10 protein-coding genes are annotated in these 12,611 nt (G+C 58.7%); 5 read left to right on the top strand and 5 right to left on the bottom strand.

Annotated features, from left to right (window positions below):
* Window positions 1–244: 244 nt before the first annotated feature.
* Window positions 245–1,216, top strand: a complete 972-nt coding sequence (locus JK176_RS00550; protein WP_322783032.1) for an EAL domain-containing protein — start codon at window positions 245–247, stop codon at window positions 1,214–1,216.
* 36 nt (window positions 1,217–1,252) lie between these two features.
* Here JK176_RS00550 and JK176_RS00555 read toward each other — a convergent pair whose 3' ends face one another.
* A complete protein-coding gene (locus tag JK176_RS00555) occupies window positions 1,253–1,642 on the bottom strand; it encodes a YidB family protein (RefSeq protein ID WP_194266698.1) in 390 nt (129 codons plus the stop codon).
* A gap of 164 nt (window positions 1,643–1,806) precedes the next feature.
* Window positions 1,807–2,511 (bottom strand): pirin family protein, encoded by a 705-nt coding sequence (locus JK176_RS00560; RefSeq protein WP_211585899.1) that lies wholly within the window; start codon window positions 2,509–2,511, stop codon window positions 1,807–1,809.
* Window positions 2,512–2,747: 236 nt separating this feature from the next.
* On the opposite strand from JK176_RS00560, the gene hemA reads away from it, so the two are divergent.
* Window positions 2,748–3,965 carry a 5-aminolevulinate synthase gene (gene hemA / locus JK176_RS00565; RefSeq protein ID WP_211586138.1) on the top strand — a complete coding sequence of 406 codons (1,218 nt, stop codon included), beginning with the start codon at window positions 2,748–2,750 and terminating at the stop codon, window positions 3,963–3,965.
* A gap of 103 nt (window positions 3,966–4,068) precedes the next feature.
* Here the strand turns inward: hemA and JK176_RS00570 are convergent, their stop codons facing one another.
* Window positions 4,069–5,931, bottom strand: a complete 1,863-nt coding sequence (locus JK176_RS00570; RefSeq protein ID WP_211585901.1) for a Hint domain-containing protein — start codon at window positions 5,929–5,931, stop codon at window positions 4,069–4,071.
* A gap of 280 nt (window positions 5,932–6,211) precedes the next feature.
* On the opposite strand from JK176_RS00570, the gene JK176_RS00575 reads away from it, so the two are divergent.
* Genes JK176_RS00575 through purF form a run of 3 tightly spaced genes read left to right on the top strand, consistent with a single transcriptional unit; the run spans window position 6,212 to window position 8,544 of the window.
* The gene (locus JK176_RS00575; RefSeq protein ID WP_194261868.1) at window positions 6,212–6,514 is read left to right on the top strand and encodes a hypothetical protein; all 303 of its coding nucleotides are present in this window, start codon (window positions 6,212–6,214) and stop codon (window positions 6,512–6,514) included.
* 1 nt (window position 6,515) lies between these two features.
* A complete protein-coding gene (locus JK176_RS00580; protein ID WP_211585903.1) occupies window positions 6,516–7,079 on the top strand; it encodes a CvpA family protein in 564 nt (187 codons plus the stop codon).
* Between the two features lie 25 nt (window positions 7,080–7,104).
* Window positions 7,105–8,544 (top strand): amidophosphoribosyltransferase, encoded by a 1,440-nt coding sequence (purF, locus tag JK176_RS00585; RefSeq protein WP_077802325.1) that lies wholly within the window; start codon window positions 7,105–7,107, stop codon window positions 8,542–8,544.
* A 70-nt stretch (window positions 8,545–8,614) separates the two neighbouring features.
* On the opposite strand, the gene JK176_RS00590 is transcribed toward purF, so the two are convergent.
* Together JK176_RS00590 and JK176_RS00595 are read right to left on the bottom strand one after the other, a co-directional pair.
* Window positions 8,615–10,885, bottom strand: a complete 2,271-nt coding sequence (locus JK176_RS00590) for a histidine kinase dimerization/phosphoacceptor domain -containing protein (protein ID WP_211585904.1) — start codon at window positions 10,883–10,885, stop codon at window positions 8,615–8,617.
* Window positions 10,886–11,017: 132 nt separating this feature from the next.
* Window positions 11,018–12,514, bottom strand: coding sequence for a S10 family peptidase (locus JK176_RS00595; protein ID WP_211585906.1), 1,497 nt, complete (start codon window positions 12,512–12,514; stop codon window positions 11,018–11,020).
* Window positions 12,515–12,611: the final 97 nt, after the last annotated feature.

Genomic DNA, 12,611 nt, shown 5'->3' on the forward strand with positions numbered 1-12,611 from the left:
GTGTCACAGGCCCGGAAGAAGGTCCGGGCATGAAACCGTAGCAGCTTTGTCCGGATTGATCGAACGAAGAGTTTGGATGGATCCAAAGCAGATAGGCCGGGCGGGTATTAGCCAGCAATCACGGTTCAAACGACAGCAGAAATGCCTGCGCCATTAAGGAAAAATTAGGAGGTTCAGCGGCATTGTTCTGACATGAAGAACGGAGGTGTCCGCATTGGATGATCTAGGACGGGGAGCGACTTCGGTGGCGACAACCCCTCAGGGCCTGCATGTCGGCCAGACAGTCAGGGTGGATGGGCTGTCCGAACTACCCGAAGGTAAACCGGACTATGCTGCCTCTATGGCAGAGTCCAGTGCGGGAATGTTTGCCACGACACTTCGGAGTCGCAGGGCGCGTCAAAAAAGCGCACTGCCTCCCCTGCGATGGCTCCCACGTTTCGTTCTGGGGCGCAACGGAACAGACAAGGTCATCGGGGCGCAGGTGGATATGAGCCAGCTCTGGCTCTCGGTTCCCCGTCGAACCCTACGCAAGAGCCGACGCAAGAGTCTGGGACAGCAACAGCGGGAATTTGATTCCGATCTCCTGGGAAACGCGTGTTCACAGGCTGCGACATGGCCGGAGGCGATGCGGCTGATGGTTTCTCTGGAGGATGATCAGGCGCCTGACGGAGACTTTAACGGTCGACTGAATACAGTTCTTCAGAACAGTGGTTTCCCTGTCAGTCGTCTGGATCTGGTTTTTCAGGAAAGTGGCTTGGCCCAGGACGACAAGGAAACGTGTTACACGCTTTCAGCCCTGCGCGATCAGGGATGCCAGATTTTCCTTGGCGGCTTTGGAAGCGCCCCCTCCAGCCTGAGTCTTCTGCGTGAGCGGGCCGTCGGAGGATTACTGGACGGCGTGCAGTTTGATACGTCTTTGCTGGCGCCTTCGGACATGACTTGGCGGCAGTCGGGAGAGGCTCCCCTTCTGGACGAGGGTGCAGTGCTTTTTTATCGGGCTGCTCTGGAAGCCGTCAAAGCACTGGGGCTCAAGGTTCGAGGTATTGGTTTGGATTTTCCGGATCTTCTTGCGTTTGCACAGAAGGTTGGATGTGTCGAAGCATCCGGGACGGTTTTGGCCGCCCCGGAAACGACGGCCCAGATCAGTGAGCGGTTTGAAGAAAACGCCGGACGACCGCGTCGTCGTCGTATGGCACGAACGGCTGAGGGTCTCTGACGAGACCTCCGCCGTTCGGAAATCTGGAAATCGTGTTCAGTTGATCTTACATTGATAACTGAAGAGACGTTCCGGATTTTCCCGCAGCATGGACGCCAGCATCGGAAGCACTTCGGTCAGGGCTGTTTCCACAGCTTCCGGCGACTGACCGGTCTGATCGCAGATATGGTTTATCCTCTTTTCCCCCATGAGATCCTCGACCTGCTCTGGTGAAAGCGGGGTTGAGGGGGGAACGCGGATTTCACTAACCGTCGTCGCGAACTGACAGTCATCTTTCATCATCTTGATGGTGACTTCAGTCAGTCCCGAGCGATCGGTGCTGGCTCCACTCAGCCAGTCCCCAAAACGGGTGAAAACCGACGTTGAGGCCTGGGCTTCGGTTTGGCCCTTGCCGGACTTCTGTGTGTATGTGCTCTGGATGGTCATTGTCAGGCTCCTTCTGTCAGAAGAAAACGGGCCTTTTCCGGGCTGGTGGCCCTGTCTTCCTAACGTCTGGCTCCTGATCAGGATGCGAGGAGGAAGAAACACCTTTCTGTGTTGTTTGTCACAGAATTTCCTCCTTTTGTCACAAAACCTTACCCTCCGTCGTGTCAGCGCAAGGCTGCGCTTTCCACGAGGACGATTTCCGCATCTTCCCGCGCGGTGATCGTGATGCTTTCTACATCATGAAGGGCCGCACCGTCCCGGTGCCCAACGATCCGCCCTTCGATTTCCACGCTGCCTGTAGCGGGAACAAGATAGGTAAACATGGCGCGGTCCGTCTGGACGGTCAGGGTTTCTCCGGCCTTGAGTGTCGCACCGGAGACCCGGCCACGGGTGCGGATAGGAAGGGCGTTGTCTTCCGGAAAGCCCGAAGCGAGTGGGACGAGGCGCCCGTTGCGCTCATGACGTGGGAACGGGCGAGTGCCCCAGGACGGTTTTCCGCCCATCTCATCGGGGATCAGCCAGATCTGGAAGAGCGTCGTGGCGTCGTCTTCGCGGTTGAATTCGGAATGCGTAATTCCGCTACCGGCTGACATGACCTGCACATCGCCAGCTTCGGTTCGTCCACGATTGCCGAGGCTGTCTTCATGCGTGATGGCACCCGTGCGGACATAGGTGATGATTTCCATGTCGCGATGTGGATGGGCGCCGAAGCCGTTATGGGGCGCGATACGATCGTCGTTCCACACGCGCAGCCGCCCCCAGTGCATCCGGTTACGGTCCTGATAGTCCGAAAAGGAAAAATGATAATGCGCGTCGAGCCACCCGTGATCGGCGTGGCCGAGAGTGGCAAAAGGTCTGATGTCCAGCATGGCTGCATGCTCCTGAGTGATGTCTTGTGAAAGATAATGGGATGGGGCGTGCGTGAAGAAAATGGAAAGTATGGAAATACAAGGTTTCCAGAAAAGAGCTGGAAAATCAGTCTCACCATGTAGGTCGGATGGTTTGCAGTATTGAGAAATAAACAGCTGCTATGTGGTCTTATCTGGCGGGAGAGCTTGGCGAGACCGTGTCACAGGATTACAGTGCCGGGCAGGAGAAAAACGCGATGAACTATGATGCGATGTTTCAGTCCGCTCTCGACGGTCTGCATGCGGATGGCAGCTACCGTTACTTTGCGGATCTGGAGCGCCGGGCGGGTCATTTTCCCAAAGCTTTCCATCATGGCTTGGGCCGTGATGTGACGGTCTGGTGTTCGAACGACTATCTCGGCATGGGGCAGCACCCTGAGGTCCTGACGGCCATGCACGCTGCACTGGACGAAACGGGCGCTGGCGCTGGTGGAACCCGTAATATTTCGGGCACCAACCACTATCATGTGGAGCTGGAAAGAGAACTCGCTTCCCTGCATGGCAAGGAAAGCGCGCTGCTTTTCAACTCCGGCTACCTGTCGAACTGGGTGACGCTCGGGACCATTGCAGGACGTCTTCGCAACTGCGTTGTGCTGTCTGACGAACTCAATCATGCCTCCATGATCGAAGGTATCCGTCATTCGCGGGCCGAGAAGCAGATCTTCCGTCACAACGATGTCGCGGATCTGGAACGTCGCCTGAAGGAACTTCCTGCCGACGTTCCCAAGATCATCGCGTTCGAGTCCGTTTATTCGATGGATGGTGATATTGCCCCGATCGAGGCGTTCTGCGATCTGGCCGATAAATATGGCGCCATGACCTATCTCGATGAGGTCCATGCGGTTGGCATGTATGGCGATCATGGCGCGGGCGTGGCCGAGAAGCTTGGTCTGTCCCATCGTCTGACGGTGATCGAAGGAACGCTGGGCAAGGGATATGGTGTTGTGGGTGGCTATATTGCCGCTTCTGCCGCGCTTTGTGACTTTGTTCGCTCCTTCGGCTCGGGATTCATTTTCTCCACGGCTCTTCCGCCGATGATCGCGGCTGGTGCGCTGGCCAGTGTGCGGTATCTGCGTAACAGCAGTGCCGAGCGTGATGGTCAGCAGCGGGCCGTGGCCTATCTGCGTCAGGCACTGGACAAGGCAGGTCTGCCGCATGTCATGAATCCGAGCCATATCGTGCCGGTCATGGTGGGGGAGGCCGAACTGTGCCGCAGCCTCTCGGATGAACTGCTGAACCGTTTCGGGAATTATATCCAGCCCATCAATTTCCCGACCGTTCCGCGCGGAACGGAGCGTCTGCGGATCACGCCGACGCCACTTCATACGAACGAGATGATTGATGAACTGGTCGAGGCGCTTGCCACGCTGTGGGAAGAACGCCAGCTCAAGACGTCAAAGTCCGCGGCAGCCTGAAGGGTGTGAGGGCGGATTTTTCCGCCCTTTCTCTCAGGCCACAAAAAAAGGCAGCCTTTGAAAAAGGGCTGCCTTTTTTTGTTTTCGTTGAGGCGTCGGGGGATCAGGCGGCGACGGCTGCCTGATCCCCCTGTGACAGAATATGGAGGCTCAGAATCCCCCCGGATGTTCTGAGCGCCCCGCCGAGGTCCAGTCGCGCATTGCCTGTCGTCCAGCGGGCGTGACTGGCTTCGACGCCCCACCAGCCGTCAGCGTATGGGTCTGATAGATGGCTGGACAGATGCCGGGTCTGTTCATCGCTCCACACTGTCACGTCGCCAATCAGAAGACCCAGCATCCGGCGGTCATCCACGAACGGCCCGATCCGGTCAGACGGCCGGGCGGTCGGGCTCAGGATGCGGACGCTCTGGCAGCCTTCGGGTAGCATGAAAACAAACTGTTCGCCGTTGGTGCGGATGGGATACAGGACTGTTCCGTCTTCCAGCACGAGACGGGTTCTATCCACGCTTTTTGCTGTTGGAAGGGGCTGGGGAGCCGTGTAACCAAGAGCCTGCGCGCGCAATGCGATTGCTGCGAAGATCGGTTCGACATGGGCGCGATCCGTGACCAATGGCGCGGCAGCATCCTTTTCCCAGCTTAGAGCATGCAGGCGCTCGATCTGAGATCCCTGCATGAGGGCATCCGGGCGATGGCCGACATCCATGAAGCTTTCTGACAACGCGCCGTTTGCGGTCAGAATGGCGTGTTGTTCAGTTTCGATGTGATAATAGTCGTATTCGGTAATGGAATGGTCGTAGGCGATGGTCATGCCGTTGACGAGCATTCGTACGGGAATGAAGGTGCTTTCAAGCATCATGCAGTGCTCTGGCGTGACCAGAAGATCCCGGTTGGGAATGCCGTCTGCCAGAGCCCCGGCACGGATGCGAACAGGCACGGCGTCCATATCTGGCAGTCCGCTGGTGCCGACTGTCGTATGAGAGTGGCCGACGCGTAGGATTGTCCGGCTGTGGCGTTCACCATTTTCGCAGACCGTAACCTGATCCCCGGCCTTCAGGGTCTCAATGGCGCGCTCGCCGTCGGGGGTGAGGATCATGGATCCGGCCAGATAGCAGATCTGTCCATTATATCCGGTTGCGCCGCCGACAACACTCCAGCTTCCATTGGCATTCTGTACGATCGTCGGGGTGCCGGGGGTGGAGTTGGGCCCGAAGGAGACGTTCGAGAGCGTGATGCCGTTATTATAGTTGTCGAAGGCAATTTTCAGCGTGTAGGTGCCGTTGCTGTTGGCAATGAAGGTCGCGCTGATAGGGGGCGATCCACCGTGACCGATGGTGATGACGGAAGTGGCATCATACCCCGTGATCGGGGTGGAGACCGTCTGGTTGTAGTCGGCCAGAATGAGCTGGTTTGGAGCGTCATCCACGGCATCACGGCCAAACACGATCCTTCCGCCGGCGGTGGCGTTGTTGACATACAGAGACGCGCCATTCTGAAGAACCGTCGTCAGGGACGAACCCATCTGAAACTGGGCATTCGTGCTGCCCAGCGTCGTGTGATCCAGAATCAGGGTGCCTGAGCCGCCGACGCTGTTGCTGTTGATCGAAATGGACGGGTTGCCCGAGATCTGAAGGGTGCCGTTGATGGTCGGGTTGCTGCCGAGATTGACGGTACTGGGCGTGTTGACAAGCATAGTCCCGCCCTGCGCGACGGTCAGGCTGTTGGCATAGAATGCCGTAGCGCTGGGCGTGGCAGACGTCGCGGTGATGTTCAGGGTGGCGTTGGTGCCAACCTTCAGAGTGGTGATCTGTGTGGCGTTGGCCTGCGCAACGTTGATCGTTACCGCGCTTCCGTCCTGCTTTCCGGCCAGAACATCCACCCATCCCTTGTTCGGGGGGGCCGTGCCTTCGCTCCAGTTTGTGGCTGCGAACCAGTCGCCGGTTGCGCCGCCAATCCAGTAATTTGTCATCTCATTGCATCCTGATGGCGTCAGGAGCGAGAGGAAAGAGTTCCACACCTGACCTGTTGAGCATTTTTCAGAAAAAGAGTTAATTATTGGATGACACAGGTTCAAGATCACGCATATTTCAAAAATAAAAACATTGATGACAAAACATCGCGGAAATATTTCCCGTGAAATACGTTCCAATATCGAAATTAGTCGTTTTTTTGTAAAAGCGCCCTGAACAGCCTTGGGAAAAGAGCGGTAACGGCTTGCCTGACATCAGCCTTCCGCTCATCATGTCGTGATGACGCCACAGGAAAAATCAGTTCCGTTCCGTAAGAATCGAAAAGTAACAAAGCTCTCGCGGCGTCTGGGTGTTGCGGGTGCAAGCTGTGTGCTTGATGTCATGATCAATGACCGTCCGGCGCTGGTTCGGGACAGCGCGGCGTTTATTGTGCTGCTGGAGAAAATCTGGAAAGCGCGGGACGTCGAGGCCGGGCTGGTGTGGGCGGAAATCGAGGAGCGCATCCGTCTGGCGGACGAGTTGCGCGTTGGTGGCATACGTCCCTACAAGGGGGGCCGTTTTCGTTCGACGAAGCTGCCGTGACATGCTGCCTCTGCCAGACCTTTCCCATATCACGCTTGCGGATCTGACCCGTCTCGACATTGTCGCTTTGTGCATCATGGGGCTTTCGGCCCTGTGGGGGCTGACGCGCGGCTTTGCTACAGAACTGGCCGGACTGCTGGCATGGGTCGGAGCAATCGTCCTGACCTATCGGTTTCATGGGCTGCTTGAACCTTATCTGACGCCCTATCTGCATCAGGCTGCGCTGGCGGGCAGTGCGAGTACGGCGATTCTGTTTGTTGTCGTGCTCCTGTTTTTTACCATGATCGGTGCCAGGGTCGGGACCGCGGCGCGGGGTGTTCTGTTTGGGGGTGTGGACCGTATTCTGGGCGCGGTGTTCGGTGTGGCGCGGGGTTATGTGGCCCTGATTGTTCTTTATCTGCTGGCAGGCTCTTTTTTTGGCTCGTGGATGTCCTATGTGATGCAGGGAAGCCTCATCGGTCCTTACATTGCCGCCGGGGCAACCCATCTGACAGGTTATCTGCCTCATTTCCTGCAACCGCATCTTGCGTCTGAAGTCACAAGCGGCCATGAGGCGTCCTTGTGAAACCAGTCCGGAAAGGCCGCGCCCCATGACCCAGTCCGACAGTCTCAACCGCCCGTATGAAGAATGCGGGGTTTTTGGCGTCTGGGGTGTGCCTGATGCATCGGCCCTGACAGCCTTGGGCCTGCACGCCCTCCAGCATCGTGGACAGGAAGCGGCGGGCATCGTCAGTTTCGATGGCGAACGCTTCCACCAGCACAAAGGTCTGGGTCTGGTGGGCGATGTGTTCGGAGACAGCCGCGTCATGGCGACGCTGCCCGGCACGGTCGCCATTGGCCACAACCGTTACGCCACGACGGGCGGCACACATGTCCGCAATGTTCAGCCGCTTTATGCCGATTATGAGTTCGGCGGTCTGGCCGTTGCGCATAACGGCAACCTGACGAATTCGGCGACGCTCAAGCAGGCGCTGGTCAAGCGGGGATGCATTTTCCATTCCTCGACGGATACGGAAGTTTTCATCCATCTGATCGCCATTTCGCTCTATACGACCGTGCTCGACCGCTTCATTGATGCGGTCAAACAGGTCAAGGGTGCGTATTCGCTGATTACGCTGACGCCGGATGATGGTCTGATCGGAATGCGCGATCCGCTTGGCGTGCGTCCGCTCGTTCTCGGCCGGATGCCGGGTCATGAGCAGGGGAACGGCGGCTGGGTTCTGGCCAGCGAGACCTGTGCGCTGGACATCATCGGGGCGGATTATGTCCGCGATATCGAACCGGGCGAGATCGTTGTCATCAACAATGACGGTCTGCGCTCGCTGCGTCCTTTCGGGGATCAGGGCGGCCGGTTCTGTGTGTTCGAATATATTTACTTTGCGCGGCCTGATTCTGTGCTTGAAGGCCAGCCGGTCTATGAAGCGCGTCGCCAGATCGGTTGCGAACTGGCCCGTGAAAGCGCGGTTGAGGCGGATGTTGTGGTGCCGGTGCCAGATTCAGGCGTGCCGTCCGCGATCGGCTATGCGGCGGAAAGTGGTATTCCGTTCGAACTGGGGATCATCCGCAACCATTATGTGGGCCGGACCTTCATTGAGCCGACGGATCAGATCCGTAACCTTGGTGTGAAGATGAAGCACTCGGCCAACCGGCCGGTCCTTGCGGGCAAGCGTGTCATTCTTGTGGATGACTCGATCGTCCGTGGCACGACGTCGCGCAAGATTGTGGACATGGTCCGTGCTGCCGGTGCGACGGAAGTGCATATGCGCATCACGTCTCCGCCGACCAAACATGCCTGCTTTTACGGCATCGATACGCCTGAAGAGAGCAAGCTGATGGCTGCGACCCATACGCTTGAGGAGATGGCGAGAGCCATCGGTGTGGACAGTCTGGCGTTTGTCAGTTTCGACGGGCTCTATCGGGCGCTGGGCCATGCGAACCGCGCCGAGGGTGCGCGCCGTTATTGCGATGCCTGTTTTACCGGGGATTATCCGATCCAGTTGGTGGACAAGGAAGGCAATCTCGTCGCGTAACTCTCTTCTTGCGACAGTAATAAAAAAGGCGCCGGACCAGTGGTCAGGCGCCTTTTTGTTTGTTGGGTGTTCAGGGATATGGATAGGGCGTCTGTGAGGCGGCCTTTGGAGGGGTGGGAACTTCCGTGGGGAGCAGGGAATCCAGAGGCAGTGTCATGACGGCTTCCAGGCCCGGGTTCAGTGTTGTGTAGGTCAGTGTGCCGGAAAGGCTGCTGACGACGGCGTTCATCATGCGCGTCCCGAAGCCCGTTCCCTTGAGCTGGGGGGTGCATTCACCCTGATCCGAAACCGTCAGGACCAGTCGGGAGCCGGTCTGGGTCAGTCCGACATAGAGCGGCCCGGCATGGCCGTCATAGGCGTATTTGCTGGTATTGATGATCAGTTCGGTCAGGACCAGGCCGATATTGATGGCACGGTCTGCGGCAATCAGGATTGGAAAGAGGGAGAGATGCATCTGGTCGTGCCAGCCCTCACCCAGTGACGTGCACAATTCTTCCATCAGCTCTTCGATATAGCGGCCCAGATCCACGACGCCGACATGCTCGTCACGATACAGGCGACGATGTACGAGGCCGATGGCGGCAATCCGGTGCTGCGCTTCCTTCAGAGCTGTTGTGGTGTCTTCATTTGACGCGCTTCGGGCCTGAAGTTTGAGGAAGGATGCGACCATCTGAAGCGAGTTCTGGACGCGGTGATTGACCTCGCGGATCAGGAAGTCTTTCTGGCGCAGCAGGTCTTCGCGTTCTTCCAGAGTGGCGGCAAGGGTTGCGTTGAGTTCGCGGAGCTGCTGCGTTTGGTCGTCCGCGATCAGGAGGCGGCGGATGCGACGGGCTGCCTGTTTCTGTTCGCTGGTCCAGCGGGTGCTGTGCCCGCGGATGGTCTGCTCCCATGTTCGAAAGGACGTGCGGGGGCGCAGAATGCCGTCGCTGCCCGTATCGTCCTTGTGCGGATGACCGGCCCATTCGATGGTCTGAATGATTTCGACCCGACTCCACACGATACAGATGGGGGTGCGAAGAGGGAGTGTGATGGCCAGAAGACCGGCGCAGCGTTCAGGCCACTCGGTGGCAGGGGGGTAGTCCCTTCCCAGCATGGCAGTGCTGAAAATTCCGCCAATGCTGCCCGCTCTCAACCAGTCATGCAGCTTGTGCAGGCTATCCGTATCGGGGAGCACACCGGTTGCACTGATGGTCTCGGCACTGATGACGGCAAACCCGTTGCAGGGAAAAAGGGCCTGTAATTCGTTGATGCAGTTGCGAAGGTTGTTTTCAAGCGGACGGCGGACGTCAAAATGGGATGTGACGGCTTCCATCGCGTTGCGCAGGCGCAGACGCTCCTGATAGGTCACCAGTTCTTCTTTGTTTCGCAACTGGCGGGACATGACGCCTGCCAGTGTGCGACACGCCGCGCGAATATCTTCGGGCAGGCGCCTTGGAGAAGAGTTGTGGCAGGCGATCAGTCCCCACAGCACACCATCGACGACCAGCGAGACGGACGCCGAGGCCCGCACACCCATATTGGCCATGTATTGAAGGTGGATCGGTGAGACGCTGCGGAGTTGCACGTCGCTGAGATTGATCCCTGCAAGCCCGGCTTCGGGCGGGCGAATGGGGGCGGCTTCGTAAGTGATGTCCGGGATGACGCGGATGCGGTTGCGGACATAGAGAGTCCGGGCCTGCGCAGGAATGTCGCTGGCCGGGAAGTGGTGGTTCATCAGGGAGGGGAAGGCGTTGTTGCGGCTTTCGCCTACGACGCGGCCCGTGCCGTCTTCCATGAAACGATAGATCAGGACGCGGTCAAAGCCGGTCAGGCGCTGAAAGATTGTCGCACCGTGACGACAGACGGACGCGATATCGGGGCAGCGTTCGAAACGGTCTGCCGTTCTGTCGATCTCGCCGAAAATATCCCAGGTGAGCAGATTGTGGGATTCGATGGGTTCGAGTTCGATGAGAAGATGTGTGTTCTGGGTATGGCGTACGACGCTGAAGGTCTCGCCTGCGAGCCCTGGGATACGAAGATCGGACAGGGATGCGCGTTTTTCGTCCTGAAAACGTTCGGGCGGGACGTTCAGGACGCTCGCAAGATCACGCCCCAGCCAATCTGGGGTCAGACGGCCTTCGATGTCTCCTGCTCCACCGAGAATGGTCCGGGTTGCGCTATCGGCGATCAGTAGGAGGCTGTGCGGCTGAATGGCGTCCGGGCGATGGATGGGTTCGCGGTCACAGGATGTCGTGACCGCATGTTCCAGCGAATAACCCGGTTCCGAGCCCGCAGGACGCTGGATCGTCAAACGGTGGTCCGCCTGAAGGACAGAGAGAGTATTTTGCAGGCAGTCTGACATGCAGCGGACATAAAGGTCTCTCTATTGGCGGCCAGCGTGTTCCGCGCGAAAGGTCCGGTCAGGTGAGGCCCGGAACTCATCATATCCATTATCCGTTCCTCACCGCCTGCTGTCAATTTATGACTTTTTATTTCAGGGCTGGCGGCTGTCTGCCTGAATCCAGGACGCGACGTCTGCCGAGAGGGCATGACGGCTGGCCGGGCGGGTATAGAGCATATGACCGCCCTGATAGAGATGCAGCGACACGCGGTCTGCGCCGACGGTCAGATGGTCCTTCATCCAGCGCGCGGTCGCGAATGGACAGGCCACATCATAATAGCCATTTGCTACAAAAACGCGCAGGCCGGGATCAAGTGCCAGAAGACGGTTCAGAACTGGGATCTGATGGATGGGCGACGGGCCACCCGCGCTCCACTTCCAGCTTCCGTTCACCTTGAAGGAGAGCAGGTCGTAGGTCAGGGGTGTCTTGAAGCCGAGGTCATTCGCGGCATAGCCCGAGAAGGCATTGCCATAGGCGCGGCCAAAGCCGAACAGAGTCGGATCGGGGCTTTCGTCCAGACCGTCAGCCGAGGGGTCGGCGATGGACTGCGTGAAATCGTACAGCCCGTACAGACGACCGTCGCGGGACATGATGTCGTGCGAGCCGATGGCGGGAATGCCGTGCTGACGGGCAATCACGTCCTGCGGCAGGCCGGTGCGCTGGGCAATCTCGGCATAAAGCGCCTGACCGTCGCTGCCCGACGGCAGCTTTCCGGCGATTTTCGGCAGGTAGGTGTTCAGGGACCACTGATAGGCTTCGTCTGCCGTCTTTTCCGTCACGTTCGGGCTCTGATGTGCGGCGATCAGGCTTGGCATCATGAGAGCGGCGGAAAGCGGGTTGTCGTCCGAATCGAGCAGGGGCATCTCGATGGCCGGGGAGATCATGACGATGCCGTTGAGCAGGATGCCCTGTTCCATCTGGAGCGCATTGGCGACCTGAATGGAGCGGATGCCACCATAGCTTTCGCCTACGAGATAATGCGGGGAGGCTTCACGGCCATTCGCTGCCGTCCACAGGCCAATGGCCTTGGCGAAAGTGCTGGCATCCTGTTTGACGCCGTAGAACTGGTCTCCGGCCTTGGCCGTATCGGTGGGGCGGGAATAGCCCGTGCCCACGGCGTCGATGAAGACCATGTCGGTGACGGGAAGCCAGCTGTCGGGGTTGTCCGCAAGCTGGGCATGGGTGCCGTCCGTTGGGTCTTTGGCGGGCATGGTCAGGGCCTTGGGGCCAGCCGCGCCGAGGTTTAGATAGGCCGTGGCCGCACCCGGTCCGCCATTGAAGAAATACGAGACCGGGCGTGTGCCAGCCGGGACGCCGTCTTTCGTGTAGGACACATAGAACATGCGGGCCGTCGGTTTGCCGTCGGGGCCGCGCAGGATGAGCGTTCCGGCATGGGCGGTGTAGGCGATGCCGTTCAGATGATGCTGGGTGACGGAATCCGCAGGGAGCAGGGCGGGCTCACCCGTGAAGGCGTCGGTTGTCTTGCCAGTTTCGGCCTTGGTGTCGGTTTTGGGGGCATCGGCCGCCGCAGCCGTACAGACGGGGGTGAGGAGCGTTAAAGCGAGCAGGGCTGCGCGGCGGGTCATCATCTGACGGGCATCTCCGGGAAAAAAGCAGAAGAGTCCGCCCTATCAGTCCTGAGCTGTAACGACCATCGCTTCCGCATGAAGTTTTCGTCATGCGGAA

This window comes from Gluconobacter sp. Dm-73, from assembly GCF_018256215.1.
Classification (GTDB): Bacteria; Pseudomonadota; Alphaproteobacteria; order Acetobacterales; family Acetobacteraceae; genus Gluconobacter; species Gluconobacter cadivus.

Coding starts and splice junctions, on each gene's coding strand:
- purF (WP_077802325.1), top strand. CDS start 7,105: ATGACCCAGTCCGACAGTCTCAACCGCCCGTATGAAGAATGCGGGGTT.
- JK176_RS00580 (WP_211585903.1), top strand. CDS start 6,516: ATGCTGCCTCTGCCAGACCTTTCCCATATCACGCTTGCGGATCTGACC.
- hemA (WP_211586138.1), top strand. CDS start 2,748: ATGAACTATGATGCGATGTTTCAGTCCGCTCTCGACGGTCTGCATGCG.
- JK176_RS00595 (WP_211585906.1), bottom strand. CDS start 12,514: ATGATGACCCGCCGCGCAGCCCTGCTCGCTTTAACGCTCCTCACCCCC.
- JK176_RS00590 (WP_211585904.1), bottom strand. CDS start 10,885: ATGTCAGACTGCCTGCAAAATACTCTCTCTGTCCTTCAGGCGGACCAC.
- JK176_RS00560 (WP_211585899.1), bottom strand. CDS start 2,511: ATGCTGGACATCAGACCTTTTGCCACTCTCGGCCACGCCGATCACGGG.
- JK176_RS00570 (WP_211585901.1), bottom strand. CDS start 5,931: ATGACAAATTACTGGATTGGCGGCGCAACCGGCGACTGGTTCGCAGCC.
- JK176_RS00575 (WP_194261868.1), top strand. CDS start 6,212: ATGACGCCACAGGAAAAATCAGTTCCGTTCCGTAAGAATCGAAAAGTA.
- JK176_RS00555 (WP_194266698.1), bottom strand. CDS start 1,642: ATGACCATCCAGAGCACATACACACAGAAGTCCGGCAAGGGCCAAACC.